Genomic DNA, 20,604 nt, shown 5'->3' with positions numbered 1-20,604 from the left:
CTAGCAATATGAATACGAATTCATACCCTGGAAATCCCATGCGCATCAGCGAAAAGAGGCCAAGTCACCATCCACCCTCCCGCTTGACCCCACTAGCTCCCTGTCTTACCTTTCGGTAAAGCAAATCGATCGGAATCCTTTCGTGAGTACGGCGACCCTCAGCTCCAAGTCCCAGGTAGTGCTCCCGGCGGATGTGCGGAGGCAACTGGGGTTGCACGCGGGTGATCGGTTGGTCATTGATGCCGAGGATGGGCGGGTGGTGATCGAAAAGGCGCCGATCTCGTTCGTCGATGCCCTCGAAGCGTTGGGAGGAGAGCTGTGGCACGGCTACGCCGATGAGCTGGAGGACGGACGGGAGGAGTGGGATCGGTGACGCCCGCGGAGATCCCCTCCGGCGAGACGGTCGCCCTCGATACCGTCACGTTCATCTACTTCCTTGAACACCACGAGCGACACTTTGCCGCGGCGGAAGCACTTTTTCGTCGAATCGAGGCGGGTGATCTACTCGCCACAGCATCCACACTGGTACTCACCGAGCTGCTGGTTCCCGCCTACCGCGCCGAACAGCTCAATAAAGCGCGTGCAGTAACCCGCCTACTCACCCATTTCCCCAACCTGCAACTGCACGCCCCTTCCGTCGCCATCTCGGCGGAGGCCGCCCGGATCAGGGCGCAACACAACCTGCGCACCCCGGACGCCATTCACACCGCCTCGGCCATACACTCGGGCGCACGCTATCTGGTGACCAATGACCGAAAGATAGGGCGGGTCGAGAAATTGGCTGTAGTCATCTTCGAAGCAACGTAAAGTCAGCCACCACAAATCCACTACGCCCGCGCCATCTCAGACGCGACCTCGGCTGCCAGCTTCGGACTCCTTCCCTCCAACCTTTGCACACCCCGGCGCACAGCTTCCAGGAAGTGATCGCCATGGGGCGCCATCGCCCGCCACGCGGCCCCTACCTCGCCGGGAAGGGTGTCGATCATCACCTGCAGGATCGCTTCCGCCTGGGCGAGGTCCTTGATCGCCTTGTCCCGCCGGGAGGGGTCGCGGATGGTGGAGACGATCAGCTTGTGCAGCACATAGCGAGCGGGATCGGGGACGTTGGCGAGGACCGCACCCGCTCGGGCGATCAGCGGGAGACGGAGCGGGGCGTCCAGCAAGATAGTCGAGGTAGGTCAGCGTCTCGGCGTAGGCGCTCCAAGGTTGCAGATAGACCGGGCGAAACGGCGGTTCGCGGACGACGGGGGTGAGCAGATCGAGCCGCAGGGTGGAGCGGCGCACCTTGAACGGGGTGGAGGGGGAGCGGAGCGAGAACGCCGGCACCGGGAAGAAGCCCATCTCCAGCGCCTGGAGGTCGCTTTCGATATTCATCGCGGGGGCTTCGGGCAGGGCTAACGGGAGGTCCCGCGCGTCGGCGACGTCCACGCCGCCGGTGCGACCACCGGCCTCCCACACGACCCCCAGATGGGGGACGAGGGCATTGAAGGCGTGGGCGCCGATCAGCACGCCGCCCGGGCGGAACAGTCCGCTGTCGGCGAGGCGGCGCACTACCTTGAACGGATGGGGGTCCATACAGGGAATGCCGGCGGCGCTGAGCTGGCCGGCGAGCCGGTCGATGACGGCCCGGTCGGCGCGCAGCTCTTCGCGGGCCTCCAGGCGTCGGCGCATCGCCTCGGCGGCACCTCCCTCCACCGGGCCCAGGGTGGCGGAATCGATCGCGCGGTACATCGCCGACCTCCTCCCGGAAGTTATACGCCGAGTTTGACAAATGGGCGTATAACCTCCTACGCGGCGGCCGCGTGGCATCGGCTCTGGTTACGACGCTCTGCGTCGTAACCCATTGCCTTGCGTTCTGTTCGGCAGCAGACAACCTTCGGGTTAATGCCTCCGTTCGGCAGGACGCGGAGCGTCGAAGAGGGCGTTACCACGCGGAGCACCGAAGAGGACGTTACCACGCGGAGCACCGAAGAGGACGTTACCACGCGGAGCGTGGTAACGAGGGTTGGGGGAGCACTCAAGGGGCGGGAAAACGCTCGATCTCCTTGAGCAGCGGGGTGGCCAGTTCGTCATCACGGTCGCTGCCCCCTTCGCCCTGGAGCACCACATCCAGTTCGGCGCACACCTCCTCGATCGCCGGGGCGCCGCGAAGACACGCTGACGGGACGAATCAACTCGTTTCAGGAATGAACGGCCCCGATCCGCTACCCGTCCCACTCCCTGCTGCGTGAGCACCAATTGAGCGGTGATTGTTTGCAGGCGGACTGCCGGCCTCACTTCGTTCCCCACAACTCCTCCAGACGGGCCGGGCGACCGCAGGTGTATTTGTAGAAGTGGTAACGGACCGGGTTCTTCTCATGATAGTCCTGGTGGTACTCCTCCGCCGGATAGAACACCTTCAGCGGCTCGATGGCGGTGACGATGGCGCCGCTGAACGGCTTGTCGGCGATCAATGCCTGCTTCGAGGCCTCGGCCAACCGTCGCTGCTCGTCGTTCGCGTAGAAGATCGCCGGGCGGTACTGGTCGCCGTGGTCGCAGAACTGGCCACCACCGTCGGTGGGGTCGTGGTTCTTCCAGAAGACGTCCAGCAGTTGCTGATAGCTCACCCGCGCCGGGTCGAACTCCACCCGCTCCGACTCGACGAAGCCGGTACCGCCGTGGGAGACCTGCTGATAGGTGGGGTTCTTGATGTGGCCGTTGGCGTAGCCGGAGGTGGTGGCGACCACCCCGTCGGCCTCGTCGAAGGCCTGTTCGACGCACCAGAAACAGCCGCCGGCGAAGGTTGCGAATTCGGTTTCCGCGGCGGAAACCGAAAATATTGGAAGAAGGAACAGCAAGGCAATCAGGCGCTTCATCGGAGGTACTCCGTCGTGGGGAATGGTGTCATCTGATACGTCACCGCTCATCCAGTGGATTCAACGCGAAGGGGCGCGGCGGACCGAAGTCCACCGCGCCCCTTTCAGCATCGGCCGTTTGCCTTTGGCCTACTGCTGATCGAGGAAGTACTCCTCCAGGTCGTCGCTGCCGCCGATGTGCTTGCCGCCGATGAACACCTGGGGCACCGACTCGCGGCCGGTGATCGCGCGTAGCGAGGTGATGGTCGCGTCACTGCCCATGATCACCTCCTCGTAGCGCAGCCCCTTGGCCTGGAGCAGCTTCTTCGCCTTGGCGCAGAAGGGGCAGCCGGGCTTGGTGATGATGGCGATCGACTCGGGCGCCTTCGCTTCGGGGGCGATGTAGGCGAGCATGGTGTCGGCGTCGGAGACCTCGAAGGGGTCGCCGGGCTTCTCCGGCTCGATGAACATCTTCTCGATCACCCCGTCCTTGACCACCATCGAGTAGCGCCAGCTGCGCTTGCCGAAGCCGATGGCGCTCTTGTCCACCAACATCCCCATCCCCTCGGAGAACTCGCCGTTGCCGTCGGGGATCAGGGTGATGTTCTCCGCCTCCTGGTCCTTGCCCCAGGCGTTCATGACGAAGGCGTCGTTGACCGACAGGCAGACGATCTCGTCCACCCCGTTCTCCTTGAGCAGCGGCGCCAGCTCGTTGTAGCGCGGCAGGTGGCTCGACGAGCAGGTGGGGGTGAAAGCGCCGGGCAGCGAGAAGACCACCACCCGCTTGCCGGTGAACAGCTCGTCGCTGGTGACATCGACCCACTCGTCGTTCTGGCGGGTACGGAAGGTGACGCTGGGGACGCGCTGCCCCTCTCGGTTCTCCAACATGGTTTTGTCCTCGTGGTTATTGGCTGACTTTGCTGCCGACGGGTCGGTCCGTGGCTTCAGTGGGGACCAGTATGGGCAAAACCAAACTAGAGATAAAATCGTTTATCCCGAATCAAATGATTGTCCCGACCGATCAATTGACCTATTTTACCTGAAGGGGAACTTCTTCCTTCATGCCCTTCGCTCCACTTTGCCCGTCCTTGATGGTAGAGGCCCACGGAAGCCGAAATGAATCTACGAGAGCTGGAATACCTGGTGGCGGTGGCGGAGCTGAAACACTTCCGCAAGGCCGCCGAACGCTGTTTCGTCAGCCAACCGACCCTCAGCGGCCAGTTGAAGAAATTGGAGGAGGAGCTGGGGGTGATGCTGGTGGAGCGGGACAACCGCAACGTGCGGCTCACCTCCGCCGGCGAGGCGATTGCCGAGCAGGCGCGGCGGGTGCTGACCGAGGCGCGCGCCATCCGCGAGCTGGCGGAGGTCCACAGCCAGCCGATGGCCGGCAAGCTGCGGGTGGGGCTGATCCCGACCATCGCCCCCTACCTCTGTCCGCACATCATGTCGCCGCTGAAGCGCGCCTATCCCCAACTGGAGCTGCTGCTGGTGGAGGAGCAGACCCATGTGCTGCTCAAGCGGCTCGACGAGGGGGAGATGGACCTGGCGATCCTGGCGCTGCTCGACGGCATGGAGGAGGAGTACACCGCCAATCACCTCTACCACGAGGCGTTCGTGTTGGCGGTGCCGCGGGAACACCCGCTGGCCGGCAAGCGCGAGGCCAAGCGCTCCGACCTCGACCATCAGAAGGTACTGATGCTGGCCGACGGCCACTGCCTGCGCGACCAGGCCCTGGACGTCTGCTTCAGCGCCGGCGCGGTGGAGGACGGCAGCTTCCAGGCGACCAGCCTGGAGACCCTGCGCCACATGGTGGGCGCCGGCAGCGGCATCACCCTGATGCCGCGACTGGCGGTGGAACACGGCCACACCGACCTCGGCGGTCCGGTGGCCTACCTCCCCTTCGAGGAACCGCCGCCCACCCGCGAGATCGTCCTCCTCCACCGCCGCCGCTTCGCCCGCCAGGAGGCGGCCGAGCAGTTGGCGGAGACGATCCGGGAGGTGATGGCGGGGAAGACCGGTTGAAGGTCAAAGGTCAAAGGTCAAAGGTCAAAGGTCAAAGGTCAAAGGTCAAAGGTCAAAGGTCAAAGGTCAAAGGTCAAAGGTCAAAGGTCACCGAGACCATGCTCCCTCCGCCTACGCCGTCAACCCAAAAAAATAGCCGACCACCAAATGCCTCTGCGACGAAAAACGAAGGCCCTTTTACCTTTCGCCTTTAACCTTTCACCTCACCAACTCATACCCCCGCTCCCGCACCCCCTGCACCAGTTGCTCCACCCCGTCGGGCGCCGCGCCGACCCGGCGCAACGCCTCGGCCCCCAGCCGCAGACTCGCCTCCACCGCCTCCGGGAAGGCGTCGGTGGCGCCGGCGCGGATCAACTGTCCACACGCCTCCAGATCCCGCGCTCGGGCGATGATCGGCACCTGCGGACAGCCCCCGCGCACCATCGATACCGTGCGCAGGGCCACCGCGCCGCGATCGACGGTGATCAGCACGAGGGCGGCGCGCTCCACATGGGCGGCGGCCAGCAGCTGCGGATCGGCCACGTCGCCGTAGTGCACCGGATGGCCGTTGGCCTGCCCCTGGCGCACACGCTCGGGGTCGGTGTCGAAGGCGATGAAGGGGACGTCGCTCGCCTGCAACAGGGTCGCCACGGTGTGCCCCACCCGGCCGTAGCCGGCGATCACCACCCGCCGCTCCTCCTCCCGGCCGGCGATCTCCGAAAGGCTCGCCGCGCCCTCGCCGCCCTCACGCGCCCCCATCCGCCGCGCCAGCCGGTCGCCGAGCCGCACCAGCAGCGGGGTCACCAGCATGCTCAGCGAGATCACCCCCACCGCCATGACGAACGCCGCGTCGTCGATCACCCCCAGCGCCAGCGCGGAGCCGAACAGCACGAAGCCGAACTCTCCGGCCTGGGCCAACAGGAAGGTAAGACGCACCGCATCGCGCTTCACATAGCCGAAGGCGAGCGCCAGGGGAAAGAGCACCGCCAGCTTGATGGCGACCACCGCCGCGGCGTGCTGCAGGAAGATCAGGGGACGCTCGGCCAGCGCGCCGAGGTCGATGGACATGCCGACGGCGACGAAGAAGAGGCTCATCAGCAGGCCCTTGTAGGGCTCGATGCTCGCCTGGATCTGCAGGTTGTAGCGCGAGCCGGAGAGCAGCATCCCCATCAGGAACGCCCCCAAGGCCATGGATAGCCCCGCCTGATGCATCGCCCAGGCGGCGAAGAAGACCGCCAGCAGCACGACCAGCAGGAACCCCTCGCGGTTCTGGTGGCGGGCCAGCCGATCGAGGGCGAAGGGGACCAGATAACGGCCGAACAGCCACAGCGCCAGGAACATCCCCACCAGGATCAGCAACTGCTCCCACAGCGGGATACCGCCGGAGATGGCCGCCCGCTCGGAGAGCAGCGGCACCAGGGCGAGCAGCGGCACCACCGCCAGGTCCTGCATCAGCAGCACCGCGAAGGCGCCGCGGCCGTGACGGCTGGCGAACTCGCCGCGCTCCTGCAACAGCTGCATGGCGAAGGCGGTGGAGGAGAGGGCGAGGGTGAGGCCGATCAGCAGCGCGGTACGCCACGGCTCACCGCCCAGCGCGGCGTAACCGGCGATCCCCAGTCCGGCCAACAGGATCTGCGCGGAACCGAAACCGAACACCTCCCGGCGCATCGCCCACAGCCGCTCCGGCTTCATCTCCAGGCCGATCAGGAAGAGCAGCATCACCACCCCCAGTTCGGTGAAGTGGCGCACGTCCTCCACGTGGGTGGTGATGTAGGGACCGGGGGAGTGGGGACCGACCACCACCCCGGCCACCAGCAGGCCGAGGATGGAGCCGAGACCGAGGTGGCGAAACAGCGCCACGGCCAGCGAGGTGACCGCCAGCAGCAGCGCAGCGGAAGCGATGAAACTATCGAGGTGCATGACGAGGAGGAGGAGGTTGGCGAGTATCGAAAATGGTACCCAATAAGAAAAAAATAAACCGCAGATTTCGCAGATGAGCGCAGATTCGGAAGAAAACGGAAACGTGCGTCGATCTGTGAAATCTGCGCTTCAGGTTCGCTACCGCCAACGGCCCCGGCTGGAGGGGCCTCTACTCGCCCTGCGGTGACAACCCGGCGATACGCGCCCAGCCACCGAGCGCATCGGCGATCTCCGCCGGAGTCGGCTCCTCCGCTTCGGGTAGGTCGTCGAAGGCCCCATGACAGGTCAGGCGCATGACGTTGGGCTGCGCCGCCGACTCCAGGCGGAGCTGCACGTAGCGCGAGATCATCGGCAGGCCGTCGTCGTTCACCTGGGCGAGCACGGCCGCGCTCGCCACCACCCGTGGCCCCAGATCGACCACTTCCTCGAACCCCCAGCGGACCCGGGTGATGGTGAAGGTGTCGGGGCGGATGGTCTGGACGCTCTCCGCCAGGTCGCGCACCTCGAAGTTGCAGTGCGGTTCCAGCTGGCGCACGCCGCCCCAGGTCACCGGCGTGCCGTGCTGGAGGAAAATCCGCGCATCGCCCACCGCCACCTCCAGCGGCTTCACCAGCTCCACCACCGTCCCCACCGCCGGCCGGAACCAGCGCTCCTCCTGCCGCACCACCGTCGATTGACAACCGATCAACAGCCACACCAACGGCAACCACCCGATAATCCGGCCCATGACCCGACTCCTCGATTGACCCACTCCCCCAACTATATACGCCCCACCGATTTACATTTGCTGACACTCCCTTACACTGCGCAGACTCTCCCGAGAGCGCTCACCAGCCACAGGACCCCGGCGCTTGCTCTTCAACTCGCCCCTCTTCATCTTCCTCTTCCTGCCGCTCGCCCTGTGGGACTTCTTCAAGATCGGCGGGCGCGGCCACCACCGGGTGGCGACCGCCTGGCTGGTGGGAGCGTCGCTCGCCTTCTACGGCTGGTGGAACCCCGCCTACCTCGGCCTGATCCTCGGCTCGATCCTGTTCAACTACGCCCTCGGCGTCCAGCTCGGCAGCTCCCGCGGCACCCCCTCCGGACGTTGGGCGCTGATCGGCGGGGTCGCCGCCAACCTCGGCCTGCTCGGCTACTACAAGTACGCCAACTTCTTCATCGACAACCTCGACGCGCTCGGCGGTTTCGGCCTCCACCTCGACCCGATCGCGCTGCCACTGGCGATCTCGTTCTTCACCTTCCAGCAGATCGCCTACCTGATGGACGCTTGGCGGGGGGAGACCCGCGAATACAACTTCCTCCACTACTGCCTGTTCGTCACCTTCTTCCCGCAGCTGATCGCCGGCCCGATCGTCCACCACAAGGAGATGCTGCCGCAGTTCGCCCGCGACGCCATCTACCGGGTGAACGCCGAGAACTTGGCGGTGGGGGCGACCCTCTTTACCATCGGCCTATTCAAGAAGGTGGTGATCGCCGACCGCCTGGCCGAATACGCCACCCCGGTGTTCGATGCCGCCGCCGGCGGCGCGCTGCTCTCGGCGAAGGCCGCCTGGGGCGGCACCCTCGCCTACTCGCTGCAGCTCTACTTCGACTTCTCCGGCTACTCCGACATGGCGCTCGGCCTAGCGCGGCTGTTCGGCATCCGCCTGCCGCTCAACTTCCACTCACCCTACCAGGCGGTCAACATCATCGACTTCTGGCGGCGCTGGCACATGACCCTGTCGCGCTTCCTCCGCGACTACCTCTACATCCCGCTGGGCGGCAACCGCCGCGGCCCGACCCGGCGCCAGCTCAACCTGATGGCGACCATGCTGCTCGGCGGGCTGTGGCACGGCGCCGGCTGGACCTTCGTCGTCTGGGGCGGGCTGCACGGCCTCTACCTGATGATCAACCACGGCTGGCACGCGCTGCGCCGCGCCCTCGGCCAGGACCCCACGCGCAGCACGCTCGCCGGCCGCTGGCTTTCCCGTGCGCTGACCCTGCTCGCGGTGATGGTCGCGTGGGTCTTCTTCCGCGCCGCCGACCTGGACACCGCGCTCGCCATCCTCCACTCGCTGGCCGGTCTCACCGACGGCACCGCCGACGGACTGAAGGCGGCAAGGCGGCTGCCGCAGATGCTGCTGATCCTCTCGCTCACGCTGTGGGCGCCCAACACCCAGCAGATCATGGCGCGTTTCAATCCCGCCTTCGACACCTACCGCTTCGCCTCGACCAGAGACGCCGGACCACGCTGGTGGCAGTGGCGCCTCGGCTGGCCCTGGCTGCTCGCCACCACCACCCTGGCGGTGCTCGCCACCCTCCACCTGACCCGCGTCAGCGAGTTCCTCTACTTCCGCTTCTGAGGAGCGACGGCCCCGATGACCCCGCGCCGATTTCTCACCGCCGCCGCCCTGCTTTACTTCACCGCCATCGCGGTAATCGGCGGCGTCAGCGCGCTGATCGATCCCTACGACCTGATCCATACCCCCGACCCGAACCACACCAAGCCGTTCGTCCTCGAAAACCTGCTGCTGCACAAGGCCGCCGCGGTGGCCCGGGTCCGCCCGGAGGCGGTGATCCTCGGCTCATCGCGGGCCGGCCACGGCCTCGTCCCCCCGGCCGCGGGCGGGATGCGGGTCTACAACCTGGCGGTCCCCGGCGCCTCCCCCTACCAGATGCGCCGCCTGCTGCAACACGCCCACGCCATCCACCCGATCCGCCTGGCGGTCGCCGGCATCGACTTATTCACCTTCAATCGCCACTACCTCTTCGCCGACCTCGACGAGTCGCTGCTGGCGACCGACACCGACGGGCGACCGCAGCCGCTGTGGCGGCTGCGCCAGTTCCTCCTGCCGCTCTCCTGGGACCTCGTCAGCAAAGGGCTCGAATCGCTCCACACGGCGACCCCGGCGATCCGCCTCTACCCCCTCGGCAACTGGGAGACCATCCCCGCTGGCGGCACCCGGGCGGCCTTCCTGGACAACGAGCGCACCTACCTCACCACCTCCTGGTTCCCACCGCCCGGCCACCGCTTCGAGCTCGATGAGGGCGCCTTCGAGGCGTTCGCCGAGCTGCTGCGCTTCGCCCGCCGCGAGGGGACCGAACTGAAGCTGTTCCTCTCCCCCGTCCACGCCCGGCAGTGGGAGGCCGCCGACGCCGCCGGGCTGTGGCCACAGGTCGAGGAGTGGCGCCGCCGGGTGACCGCCATCGCCGCCCGCGAGCAGACCCCGCTGTGGGACTTCGCCGGCTACAACTCGGTGACCACCGAGCCGCTGCCGCGCGGCGAGGACGACCCGCCGACCCGCGGCTACCAGGAGTCCTCGCACTACCATCCGAGCACTGGGGAGCGGGTTCTGCACCGCCTGTTCGACTACGGCGAGCCGCCCCCGCCGGACTTCGGCGTCCGCCTCACCCCGGCCAACCTCGAATCGCGGATCGCCGCGATCCGCGCCGCCCGCGAGGCGTACCGGCAACGCTTCCCGGCCGACGTCGAGGAGATCCGCCGCCTCGCCGCCGAGACCGCCCCGCAGCGCCGCCAACTGGTAAACTAACGCGCCTCGATTCCGTGCAATTTCCCAAGGTGACGACGATGAAGGTTCTGGTGATCGGTTCCGGCGGGCGCGAGCACGCCCTGGCCTGGAAGGTGGCGCAGTCGGCCAACGTGGAGAAGGTCTTCGTGGCCCCCGGCAACGCCGGCACCGCCCGCGAGCCGAAGCTGGAGAACGTGGCCATCGGCGTGGAGGCGATCGACGCGCTGGTGACCTTCGCCCGCGAACAGGCCGTCGACCTCACCATCGTCGGCCCCGAGGCGCCGCTGGTGCTCGGGGTGAGCGACGCCTTCCAGGCCGCCGGCCTGCGCTGTTTCGGCCCGAGCCAGGAGGCCGCCCAGCTGGAGGGTTCGAAGGCCTTCACCAAGGACTTCCTCGCCCGCCACCACATCCCCACCGCCGCCTACCGCAACTTCACCGATCTCGACGAGGCGCTGGCCTACCTGCGCGGGCAGGGTGCCCCCATCGTCATCAAGGCCGACGGGCTGGCCGCCGGCAAGGGGGTAATCGTGGCGATGACCCTGGCGGAGGCGGAGGCGGCGGTGCGCGACATGCTCGCCGGCAACGCCTTCGGCGAGGCGGGCCACCGGGTGGTGATCGAGGAGTACCTGGAGGGGGAGGAGGCGAGCTTCATCGTCATGGTCGACGGCGAACACATCCTGCCGATGGCCACCAGCCAGGACCACAAGCGGGTCGGCGAGGGCGACAGCGGCCCCAACACCGGCGGCATGGGGGCCTACTCGCCGGCACCGGTGGTCACACCCCCGGTCCACGAGCGGATCATGCGCGAGGTGATCGAGCCGACGGTGCGCGGCATGGCCGCCGAAGGCAATCCCTACGTCGGCTTCCTCTACGCCGGACTGATGATCGCCGCCGACGGCGCACCGAAGGTGATCGAATACAACTGCCGCTTCGGCGACCCGGAGACCCAGCCGATCATGCTGCGGCTGAAGTCCGATCTGGCCGCGCTGTGCGACGCCGCCCTCGACGGAACGCTGAACGAGGCCACCGCCGAGTGGGACGAGCGGGCCAGCCTCGGCGTGGTGCTCGCCGCCGGCGGCTACCCCGGCAGCTACCGCAAGGGAGACGTGATCGAGGGGCTGGAGGGGGCCGACGACGAGCACGCCAGGATCTTCCACGCCGGCACCGCGGAGAAGGACGGACAGGTGGTCACCGCCGGTGGCCGCGTGCTCTGCGCCACCGCGCTGGGCGCCACGGTGAGCGAGGCCCGGGCCCGCGCCTACGAACTGGCGCGCAAGATCCACTGGGAGGGGATGTTCTACCGGCCGGACATCGGCTACCGCGCCGTCGCCCGCGAACGGTCCTGAGACGAATCCCCGTCGAACGCGAAAAACCTTACGGACGAGGAAATTCGGGTTCGGACACCGCCCTGCCTGCAATTCAGGATACGCGGTACACCGCTCAATCCAGCTCCAGGGCCTGGCGGGCGATACCGCGGAGAAGGTCTTCCACCTCGCGCAGGGCGTCGGCCGAGGACGGCGAGGCGAGCACCGCCGGGCGGCGGAAGGAGACGTAGACCTTGTCGGGCTCGGCCGGAAGGGTGTAGAGGGCGATGGTGAAGGGGCAGAAGGCGATGTTGCGTTCGTCCGCCTCCATCATCTTGCGCGAAAACACCGCGCTGCAGAACTCGAAGACCTCCGCCTTGCCGTAGATCTTGCGGGTGTCGCCGAGGTCCTCGCCGGTGCGCTCCAGCATCTCGCCCACCTGGGAGACGCTGCGCACCACCAGGCCGCGCCCGGTGATCGCCAGCTGCAGGTTGTCGCGGGCGTCCTCGTAGCTCATGGTGGTACCGTAGGCCTCCATCATCTCGGTGGCGGCCGCCATCGACGGGAAGGAGGCGGCAACGAGCACGCCGATCAACAGTATTCGAGTGAAGAGGTTGCGAATCATGGTGTGGTCCTCATCTTCCGTAAAATGGAATATCAGCAGATACTAACAGTTCTCACTTTTCTTCTCATCTCCGGGCGGGCGGGCGGCGGGCAATCGACGACCGGCGGCCGAATCCCATCCCGACTCACCGACAACCGACACCGATGACCCAGACCATCGCCTACGTGATCCGCGACAGCCTCTATCTCAACATCACCGACCGCTGCACGCTGGCCTGCGCCTTCTGCCCGAAGACCCAGGGGATAAAGGTAGTACACGACTTCGACCTCACCCTCGACCATCGCCCGGAGGTGGCGGAGATCATCGCGGCGATCGGCGACCCGGCGCGCTACCGGCAGGTCGTCTTCTGCGGCTTCGGCGAACCCACCCTGCGGCTGAAGGTGCTGCTGGAGGTGACCCGCTGGATCAAGGCCCGCGGCGGCCGGGTACGGATCAACACCGACGGCCTGGGAAGCCTTGCCAACAAGCGCAACATCCTCCCCGAACTGCACGACGCCGGGGTCGACGCCCTCTCGGTCTCCCTCAACGGCCAGGACGCGGCGGTCTACGACCGCCACTGCGTACCGGCGCTCGCCGGCTCCTTCCAGGCGGTGCTCGACTTCCTGCGCGAGGCCCCATCCTACATCGAGGAGGTCACCGCCACCGCCATCGACGGCCTGGAGGGGGTCGACATCGCCGCCTGCGAGCGCCTCGCCACCGACCTCGGCGTCCACTTCCGCGCCCGCCATCTGGACGTGGTCGGTTAATCCTGTCCAATTCTTCCTGGCCATATCCGCTGCATTGAAGCGGTAACGCTTTTGGCCCATTCTTAGCCGATCCCCGCAACCCGGACTGCGCAGAACCATGACTCCCGTAAAGAAGGCCGGCAGCAAAAGCGGCCGTTTCAAGTACGACTACCAAGGCGTCGATACCACCTCGCTGAAGAGCTCGCTCTCCAACCGTCTGGTCTACACCGTCGGCAAGGACCCGCTCACCGCCACCGACCGTGATTGGTTCCACGCCGCCGCCTACACCGTGCGCGACCGCCTGATCGAGCGCTGGATGGAGACCATGCGCACCTACTACCGTCACGACGCGAAGCGGGTCTACTACCTCTCGCTCGAGTTCCTGATGGGACGCACGCTGTCCAACAGCCTGTACAACCTGGGTATCCACGAGGACTTCAACGCCGCCCTGGAGGAGATCGGCCTCGACCTGGGCCAGCTCGAATACGTCGAGGACGACGCGGGACTGGGCAACGGCGGCCTCGGCCGGCTCGCCGCCTGTTTCCTCGACTCCATGGCCACCCTGCGCCTGCCCTGCTACGGCTACGGCATCCGCTACGAGTACGGCATGTTCACCCAGCGCATCGAGGGCGGGCGTCAGGTGGAGCACCCGGAGAACTGGCTGCGCTACGGCAACCCCTGGGAGTTCCCCCGCCCGGAGGTGCTCTACCCGGTGAAGTTCTTCGGCCACGTCATCGAGTACCGCGACGACGACGGCCGCATGCACCACCGCTGGGAGAATTCCGACCAGGTGATGGCGATGGCCTTCGACACGCCGATCCCCGGCTACGCCACCAACACGGTGAACAACCTGCGACTGTGGGCGGCCAAGGCGACCCGCGACTTCGAACTGAAGTACTTCAACGAGGGCAACTACATCCGCGCGGTGGAGGAGAAGAACGAATCCGAAAACCTCTCGCGGGTGCTCTACCCGGACGACACCACCGAGATGGGGCGCGAGCTGCGGCTGATGCAGCAGTACTTCTTCGTCAGCGCCTCGCTGCAGGACATCCTCTACCGCTTCGCCAAATACCACCAGGAGTTCGACGAACTGCCGGACAAGGTGGCGATCCAGCTCAACGACACCCACCCCGCCATCGCCATCCCCGAGCTGATGCGCATCCTGGTGGACAACCACGGCCTGGAGTGGGAGCGGGCCTGGAAGATCTGCACCGCGGTCTTCTCCTACACCAACCACACCCTGCTCCCCGAGGCCCTGGAGACCTGGCCGGTGGCGCTGTTCGAGAAGATGCTGCCGCGCCACCTGACGATCATCTACGAGATCAACCACCGCTTCCTGCAGATGGTCGCCCACCGCTTTCCCGGCGACTCCGAGCTGCTGCGCCGCACCTCACTGATCGACGAGGCGGGGGGGCGTCGGGTGCGCATGTCCCATCTGGCGGTGGTCGGCTCGCACAAGGTCAACGGCGTGGCGGCGCTGCACACCGAACTGATGAAGCGCACCATCTTCGCCGACTTCCACCGCATCTGGCCCGAGCGCATCGTCAACATGACCAACGGCGTCACCCCCCGACGCTGGCTCAACCAGGCCAACCCCGAGCTCTCCGCGCTGATCAGCCAACAGATCGGCCACGGCTGGGTGACCCAGCTCGATCAGTTGCGCCGGCTGGAGGAGCACCTGGAGGAACCGGCCTTCCGCCGCGCCTTCCGCGAGGTGAAGCGGGCCAACAAGGCGCGGCTGGCCGAGATCATCCTGATGCGGCTGAAGACCGAGGTGAACCCCGACTCGCTGTTCGACGTGCAGGTGAAGCGGATCCACGAATACAAGCGGCAGTTGCTCAACCTGCTCCACGTGATCACCCGCTACAACCGCATCCGCGATGCCGCGGAGCGCGGCGAGCCGATCGACATCGTACCGCGCACGGTGATCTTCTCCGGCAAGGCGGCCCCCGCCTATGCAATGGCCAAGCTGATCATCCGCCTGATCAACGAGGTGGCCGACACGGTCAACAACGACCCGCTGATCGGCGATCGGCTGAAGGTGGCCTTCATCCCCAACTACGACGTCACCGTGGCCGAGGAGATCATCCCCGCCGCCGACCTCTCCGAGCAGATCTCCACCGCCGGCACCGAGGCCTCCGGCACCGGCAACATGAAACTCGCGCTCAACGGCGCGCTGACCATCGGCACCCTGGACGGGGCCAACGTCGAGATCCGCGAGGAGGTGGGCGAGGAGAACATCTTCATCTTCGGCCACACCGCCGACGAGGTGGAGCGGATCGCCCGCGAAGGCTATCGCCCGTGGGACTACTACCACAGCAATCCGGAGCTGAAGCGGGCGCTGGACATGATCAACGGCGACTACTTCTGCCCGCAGAAGCCGGACCTGTTCAAGCCGATCTTCCAGGCGCTCACCGACCATGGTGACCACTACCAGCTACTCGCCGACTACGCCTCCTACATCGCCTGCCAGGAGGAGGTGGACCGCATCTACGCCGACCGCGACGAGTGGACCCGCCGGGCGATCCTCAACGTCGCGCGCATGGGCAAGTTCTCCAGCGACCGCACCATCAACGAATACGCCGAACAGATCTGGAACGTGCAGCCGGTCGCCCACGATTGAGCGGCGGTGCTGAAAACGCGGAGAACGCAAAGACGCAGAGGACGCAGAGAAGAGAATACCGGGCGTAGGTCGGCGATACTTCTCCGACGCAAACGGAGGCACCGCCGAAAAACCCCGCACCTCTCCGGCCGAACGGAACGACATGCTCGGGAACCTACCCGCAACCCCGGCCCCGCTGCTTTCGTTTGCGTCGCCGCGGTAGCGACGACCTACGAAAAAGGGCGCCTACGGCGCCCTTATCCCATCTTCCACACAAGGAAAGAGGCGGACCCAAGCCGCCTCTTTCCTAGCGTTTCATGGAATCGAAGAAGCTGGCGTTGGTCTTCGTCGCCTTCAGCTTGTCGAGCATGAACTCCATCGCCGCCAGCTCATCCATCGGGTGCAGCAGCTTGCGCAGGATCCACATCTTCTGCAGTTCGTCGGGCTTGGTCAGCAGCTCTTCGCGGCGGGTGCCGGAGCGGTTGATGTTGATCGACGGGAAGATCCGCTTCTCGGCGATGCGCCGGTCCAGATGGACCTCCATGTTGCCGGTGCCCTTGAACTCCTCATAGATCACCTCGTCCATCTTCGAGCCGGTATCGATCAGCGCGGTGGCGAGGATGGTCAGCGAGCCCCCCTCCTCGATGTTGCGCGCCGCGCCGAAGAAGCGCTTCGGCCGCTGCAGGGCGTTGGCGTCGACGCCGCCGGTGAGCACCTTGCCGCTGGAGGGGACCACGGTGTTGTAGGCGCGCGCCAGACGGGTGATGGAGTCGAGCAGGATCACCACGTCACGCTTGTGCTCGACCAGCCGCTTGGCCTTCTCGATGACCATCTCGGCCACCTGGACGTGACGCGAGGCGGGCTCGTCGAAGGTGGAGGCGACCACCTCGCCGCGCACCGAGCGGGCCATCTCGGTCACCTCCTCCGGGCGCTCGTCGATCAGCAGCACGATCAGGTAGCACTCGGGATGGTTGGCGGCGATGCTTTGGGCGATGTTCTGCAGCATCATCGTCTTGCCCGCCTTCGGCGGCGAGACGATCAGCCCGCGCTGCCCCTTGCCGATGGGCGAGGCGAGATCGATCAGCCGGGCGGTGATGTCCTCGGTGCTGCCGTTGCCCAGCTCCAGGGCGAGCCGCTGGTTGGCGTGCAGCGGAGTCAGGTTCTCGAACAGCACCTTGTTCTTGGCGTTCTCCGGCGGCTCGTAGTTGATGTCATCCACCTTGAGCAGCGCGAAGTAGCGTTCACCCTCCTTGGGCGGGCGGATCTTGCCGGAGACGGTGTCGCCGGTACGCAGGTTGAAGCGGCGGATCTGGCTCGGCGAGACGTAGATGTCATCGGGCCCGGCCAGGTAGGAGCTGTCGGCGGAGCGGAGAAATCCGAAGCCGTCCTGCAGGATCTCCAGCACACCATCGCCATAGATGTCCTCACCGCTCTTGGCGTGGGACTTGAGCAGGGAGAAGATCACATCCTGCTTGCGCGCTCGCGCGGTCCCCTCCAGGCCCATCTCCTGGGCGATGGAGATCAGTTCCGCGGCGGATTTTTTTTTCAGTTCGGTGAGATTCATGGCGTGGGTGTTGTATGGGGTGAGTGAGCCGGAAGGGTTGTTACGAAAACGGGGACGCCCGGAGGGAGCGGCGCGGCACCTCGGGAACGGCGCCGCCGGGGAGCAATCGGATTCGAAAAGAGGATTGGTCCAGCGTCTCCTGCCAACACGGTACGGTCGGGCCGCCGGAAATCGTCATCGGAAAGGAGCGATTCCGTGGACCGAAGGGATCGGGTACCGGGCGAATATCTCTGGGGATTACCGATTCGGTTCAGCGAGGGGCCGCTGGATCGGCGTTCATCTACACGAGCGGGCGTTACGCTAGCACGCTTTTTTCGCGGCGTCCATAGCCAGGACGCCGCGACAGAAGATCAAACGTTGCTGTCGATGAAGGCGGTAAGCTGCGATTTGGAGACCGCGCCCACCTTGGTAGCCTCCACCGCGCCGGCCTTGAACAGCATCAGGGTGGGGATACCACGAATGCCGAACTTCGGCGGGGTGGCCGGATTCTCGTCGATGTTGAGCTTGGCCACCTTCACCTTGCCGGCATACTCTCCGGCCACCTCATCGAGGATCGGAGCGATCATCTTGCAGGGGCCGCACCAGTCGGCCCAAAAATCGACCAGGACCGGCTCGCCGGATTTCAGCACATCCTCTTCGAAGGAATCGTCGGTCACATAAACGATGTTATCGCTCACGTCTTCTGCCTCCAGAATGGTTCTCCATCAGCCGGCCACGACACCAGCGGCCGGACGATGTTCCGTGGGAATTCAAGTTGAATCGGAAAATTGGGTTGATTGGGAAATGGAATCGGGAATTTTCGGGAAGGTGTTTCGAAAATGTTTCGACATTTCAGCCCAATCCGCCGGGCAATGCAAGCCCAATCCGCGGAGTAATTGGGTTATGCTAGCCCACATGAGTGAAACCCACCTCTCCGACACCGAGTTCCGCAGCCTCAACCTCCCCGCAGAACTGATGCAAGGCGTTGAAGAGGCGGGCTTTCGCCACTGCACGCCAATCCAGGCGGAGTCCCTCCCGCCGGCGCTCGCCGGCCACGACGTGGCCGGCCAGGCGCAGACCGGTACCGGCAAGACCGCGGCCTTCCTGCTCGCCACCATGAGCCATCTGTTGCGCCACCCCGCCGGGGAACAGCGGCGCATCGACCAGCCTCGCGCCCTGATCCTCGCCCCCACCCGCGAACTGGCGATCCAGATCCACAAGGACGCCGAGCAGCTCGGCCGCCACACCGGGCTGCGGCTGGGGCTGGCCTACGGCGGCACCGGCTACGAGTCGCAACGACGCAGCATCGAGGAGGGGGTGGAGATCCTCATCGGGACCCCGGGAAGGCTGATCGACTACTTCAAGCAGCACGTCTTCGATCTGCGCGCCGTTCAGGTGGTGGTGCTCGACGAGGCGGATCGGATGTTCGACCTCGGCTTCATCAAGGACATCCGCTACCTCTTCCGCCGCATGCCCGAGCCCACCCGGCGACTCAACCTGCTCTTCTCAGCCACCCTTTCGCTGCGCGTCACCGAACTGGCCTACGAGCACATGAACGCCCCCACCCTGGTTCAGGTGGAGCCCGACAAGGTGACCGCCGACCGGGTGCGCCAGGTGGTCTACTACACCGCCAACGAGGAGAAGATTCCACTGCTGCTGGGACTGCTGGCCCACATGGACCCCATCCGCTCGCTGGTCTTCGTCAACACCAAACGGGCGGCGGAGCGGGTCGAGGCCTATCTGGCGGGTAACGGCTACGCGGTGGCGATGCTCTCCGGCGACGTACCACAGAAGAAGCGCCAACAGTTGCTGCTGCAGTTCCAGAAGGGGGAGCTGCCGATCATGGTGGCCACCGACGTGGCGGCCCGCGGCCTGCACATCCCCGAGGTGAGCCACGTCTTCAACTTCGACCTGCCGCAGGATGCCGAAGACTACGTCCACCGTATCGGCCGCACCGCACGGGCCGGTGCCAGCGGCGACGCGGTGAGCTTCGCCTGCGAGGAGTACGCCTTCTCGCTGCCGGAGGTGGAGGCCTACATCGGCCACCGGCTCCCCGCGGAACCGGTGGCCGCGGAGCTGCTGGCAACCCCGGCCCCGCCGGCGCGCATCGAGCGCCACCGCAGCGGTGGCCGGCGGGATGGCAACGGTGGCCGGCGCGGCGGAGCGGGCAGCGGGCGACGAGGCAGCGGCCGTCGCCATTCCGACTCAAGCGAGAAAAAACCGTAGTTTCCTCTCCCCATGGCGAAGACTGAGAAGGGTGGGATCCCCGAGGGGATCAAGATCACCGGCGAGAACAAATGCAGCTTCTGCAAGGGCTCGATCTGCTGCAATTACATCACCCAGCAGATCGACACCCCGCGCAAGAAGAGCGACTTCAACTTCCTCCTCTGGCAGGTGGCCCACCAGAACATCCAGGTCTACAAGGACGAGGACGGCTGGTTCCTGCTCATCGTCAACAGCCCGTGCCAGTACCTCGAGGAGGACGGCCGTTGCGGCATCTACGCCAGCCGCCCACAGATCTGCCGCGACTACGAGAACGACTACTGCGAATACGACTCCCCCGCCGAAGAGGGGTTCGAACTCCACTTTCGCAACTACGAAGAACTGCTCGCCTACTGCAAGGGGCGGTTCAAGAAGTGGGATAAGGCGTAATAGACGTCAGGCATCGGGATGGTTCCAGAGGCCGATCCCCCCGCACCACACCCCCCACTTTCTCGTTTCCACGCTCTGCGTGGAAACGTCTTCAATGACGCTCCGCGTCATGCCAAACGAAGGCACTGCCATTTCTGCCCCTTACCGCGCACCAGGACGCAGAGCGTCCAAGGTCCCCGGTTACGACGCAGAGCGTCGTAACCGGAAATCCGAAAAGGCGAAGGGGCGACCTCGATCGTCCCTTCGCCTGAAGCCTGAATCCATCCCCCCGCCACCGACGTATCAGCGCTAAACTCACCCCATCCTCTCTCTCCCGGTACCCGACCATGCGCCGATGGACCCGCTCGCTCGCCGCCCAGATCACCACCGCCCTGCTGCTGCTCGCCGTGCTCGGCACCGGCACCGTGGGGTTCCTCCAATATGAGCTGAACCTGCGCAAACACGACTACGTCATCCTCAACCTGACCGGCCAGCTGCGCGTGCTCGCGCAGAGCCTCATCCACACCGCCGAACAACTGGACGCCAACCCTTCCCCCGACGAGGCGCGGCGTTTCCGCCAATCCCTGACCGAACCGATGGCGCTCTACGGCCGCATCGTCGACTCGCTGCGCGCCCGCGTCCTCGACCCGGAGCTCACCGGCCGCGCCGCCCCCCTACGCTGCTCCTGGGACCGCCGCTCGATCGCCGCACTCGAGGCCACCGCCGAGAGCTGGCATCGTCTGCGCCGCGGCCTCGACCCGCTGCTCGCCGACTCCGCCCGGGCCACCCAGGCCGCCGCCTACCTGATTCGCGAACGCCACGCCCTCCACAACATCTCCCTCGACCTCAGCCGCGCCTTCCAGTCGATGATGGAGGGCAAGCTCGGCTTGATCATGAAGATCAACCTGTC

19 protein-coding genes and 1 pseudogene are annotated in these 20,604 nt (G+C 66.0%); 11 read left to right on the top strand and 9 right to left on the bottom strand.

Annotation, left to right across the window (positions count from 1 at the left end; genetic code table 11):
* Nucleotides 1-142 precede the first annotated feature (142 nt).
* Both ACYQ2W_RS19920 and ACYQ2W_RS19915 read left to right on the top strand, forming a co-directional pair.
* Nucleotides 143-373, top strand: coding sequence for an AbrB/MazE/SpoVT family DNA-binding domain-containing protein (locus ACYQ2W_RS19920; RefSeq protein WP_459871202.1), 231 nt, complete (start codon nt 143-145; stop codon nt 371-373).
* Nucleotides 370-807 (top strand): type II toxin-antitoxin system VapC family toxin, encoded by a 438-nt coding sequence (locus ACYQ2W_RS19915; protein WP_459871199.1) that lies wholly within the window; start codon nt 370-372, stop codon nt 805-807. Before ACYQ2W_RS19920 ends, ACYQ2W_RS19915 begins: the two co-directional genes overlap by 4 nt.
* A gap of 20 nt (nt 808-827) precedes the next feature.
* On the opposite strand, the gene ACYQ2W_RS19910 is transcribed toward ACYQ2W_RS19915, so the two are convergent.
* From ACYQ2W_RS19910 to ACYQ2W_RS19895, 4 genes and pseudogenes are all read right to left on the bottom strand, one after another.
* Complete coding sequence (locus ACYQ2W_RS19910) at nt 828-1,163, bottom strand: GSU2403 family nucleotidyltransferase fold protein (protein WP_459871196.1); 336 nt, start codon at nt 1,161-1,163, stop codon at nt 828-830.
* Nucleotides 1,164-1,182: 19 nt separating this feature from the next.
* Nucleotides 1,183-1,575, bottom strand: a pseudogene (locus ACYQ2W_RS19905) (GSU2403 family nucleotidyltransferase fold protein); the annotation flags it as partial.
* A 698-nt stretch (nt 1,576-2,273) separates the two neighbouring features.
* Entirely contained in the window at nt 2,274-2,855 is a 582-nt protein-coding gene (msrA, locus tag ACYQ2W_RS19900; RefSeq protein WP_459871192.1) for a peptide-methionine (S)-S-oxide reductase MsrA, read from the bottom strand.
* Between the two features lie 129 nt (nt 2,856-2,984).
* Nucleotides 2,985-3,722, bottom strand: coding sequence for a glutathione peroxidase (locus tag ACYQ2W_RS19895; protein ID WP_459871189.1), 738 nt, complete (start codon nt 3,720-3,722; stop codon nt 2,985-2,987).
* Nucleotides 3,723-3,950: 228 nt separating this feature from the next.
* Between ACYQ2W_RS19895 and oxyR the strand changes: the two genes are divergently transcribed.
* Nucleotides 3,951-4,856, top strand: a complete 906-nt coding sequence (oxyR, locus tag ACYQ2W_RS19890; RefSeq protein WP_459871186.1) for a DNA-binding transcriptional regulator OxyR — start codon at nt 3,951-3,953, stop codon at nt 4,854-4,856.
* 198 nt (nt 4,857-5,054) lie between these two features.
* On the opposite strand, the gene ACYQ2W_RS19885 is transcribed toward oxyR, so the two are convergent.
* A complete protein-coding gene (locus ACYQ2W_RS19885) occupies nt 5,055-6,755 on the bottom strand; it encodes a cation:proton antiporter domain-containing protein (protein ID WP_459871184.1) in 1,701 nt (566 codons plus the stop codon).
* Nucleotides 6,756-6,924: 169 nt separating this feature from the next.
* Complete coding sequence (locus ACYQ2W_RS19880; protein ID WP_459871181.1) at nt 6,925-7,482, bottom strand: hypothetical protein; 558 nt, start codon at nt 7,480-7,482, stop codon at nt 6,925-6,927.
* Between the two features lie 124 nt (nt 7,483-7,606).
* Between ACYQ2W_RS19880 and ACYQ2W_RS19875 the strand changes: the two genes are divergently transcribed.
* The 3 genes from ACYQ2W_RS19875 to purD are packed head-to-tail and all read left to right on the top strand — an operon-like array spanning nt 7,607 to nt 11,610.
* On the top strand, nt 7,607-9,097 hold the full coding sequence (locus ACYQ2W_RS19875) for an MBOAT family O-acyltransferase (RefSeq protein ID WP_459871178.1): 1,491 nt from the start codon (nt 7,607-7,609) through the stop codon (nt 9,095-9,097).
* A gap of 15 nt (nt 9,098-9,112) precedes the next feature.
* Nucleotides 9,113-10,285, top strand: a complete 1,173-nt coding sequence (locus ACYQ2W_RS19870; RefSeq protein ID WP_459871176.1) for a hypothetical protein — start codon at nt 9,113-9,115, stop codon at nt 10,283-10,285.
* A gap of 38 nt (nt 10,286-10,323) precedes the next feature.
* Nucleotides 10,324-11,610, top strand: a complete 1,287-nt coding sequence (gene purD, locus ACYQ2W_RS19865) for a phosphoribosylamine--glycine ligase (protein WP_459871173.1) — start codon at nt 10,324-10,326, stop codon at nt 11,608-11,610.
* Nucleotides 11,611-11,704: 94 nt separating this feature from the next.
* Here the strand turns inward: purD and ACYQ2W_RS19860 are convergent, their stop codons facing one another.
* The gene (locus ACYQ2W_RS19860; protein WP_459871171.1) at nt 11,705-12,193 is read right to left on the bottom strand and encodes a DUF302 domain-containing protein; all 489 of its coding nucleotides are present in this window, start codon (nt 12,191-12,193) and stop codon (nt 11,705-11,707) included.
* A gap of 143 nt (nt 12,194-12,336) precedes the next feature.
* Between ACYQ2W_RS19860 and ACYQ2W_RS19855 the strand changes: the two genes are divergently transcribed.
* Both ACYQ2W_RS19855 and ACYQ2W_RS19850 read left to right on the top strand, forming a co-directional pair.
* Entirely contained in the window at nt 12,337-12,939 is a 603-nt protein-coding gene (locus ACYQ2W_RS19855) for a TatD family nuclease-associated radical SAM protein (protein WP_459871168.1), read from the top strand.
* 97 nt (nt 12,940-13,036) lie between these two features.
* Nucleotides 13,037-15,541 (top strand): glycogen/starch/alpha-glucan phosphorylase, encoded by a 2,505-nt coding sequence (locus ACYQ2W_RS19850; RefSeq protein ID WP_459871165.1) that lies wholly within the window; start codon nt 13,037-13,039, stop codon nt 15,539-15,541.
* Between the two features lie 286 nt (nt 15,542-15,827).
* On the opposite strand, the gene rho is transcribed toward ACYQ2W_RS19850, so the two are convergent.
* The gene (gene rho, locus ACYQ2W_RS19845) at nt 15,828-17,084 is read right to left on the bottom strand and encodes a transcription termination factor Rho (protein WP_459871163.1); all 1,257 of its coding nucleotides are present in this window, start codon (nt 17,082-17,084) and stop codon (nt 15,828-15,830) included.
* 350 nt (nt 17,085-17,434) lie between these two features.
* Nucleotides 17,435-17,761: a thioredoxin TrxA gene (gene trxA / locus ACYQ2W_RS19840; RefSeq protein WP_459871160.1), complete on the bottom strand. Its 327-nt coding sequence runs from the start codon at nt 17,759-17,761 to the stop codon at nt 17,435-17,437.
* Between the two features lie 217 nt (nt 17,762-17,978).
* Here trxA and rhlB point away from each other — a divergent pair, with 217 nt between their 5' ends.
* From rhlB to ACYQ2W_RS19825, 3 genes are all read left to right on the top strand, one after another.
* Nucleotides 17,979-19,289, top strand: a complete 1,311-nt coding sequence (rhlB, locus tag ACYQ2W_RS19835) for an ATP-dependent RNA helicase RhlB (RefSeq protein WP_459871157.1) — start codon at nt 17,979-17,981, stop codon at nt 19,287-19,289.
* 12 nt (nt 19,290-19,301) lie between these two features.
* Nucleotides 19,302-19,715, top strand: coding sequence for a YkgJ family cysteine cluster protein (locus tag ACYQ2W_RS19830; RefSeq protein ID WP_459871154.1), 414 nt, complete (start codon nt 19,302-19,304; stop codon nt 19,713-19,715).
* Nucleotides 19,716-20,041: 326 nt separating this feature from the next.
* Nucleotides 20,042-20,604, top strand: a 563-nt coding sequence (locus tag ACYQ2W_RS19825; RefSeq protein ID WP_459871151.1) for a hypothetical protein, incomplete at its 3' end; no start/stop codon positions are given.

The sequence above is a fragment of the Endothiovibrio diazotrophicus genome, from assembly GCF_054657215.1.
The sequence above is the reverse complement of the archived record's forward strand: the minus strand, read 5'-3'. Positions and strand labels throughout refer to the sequence as shown.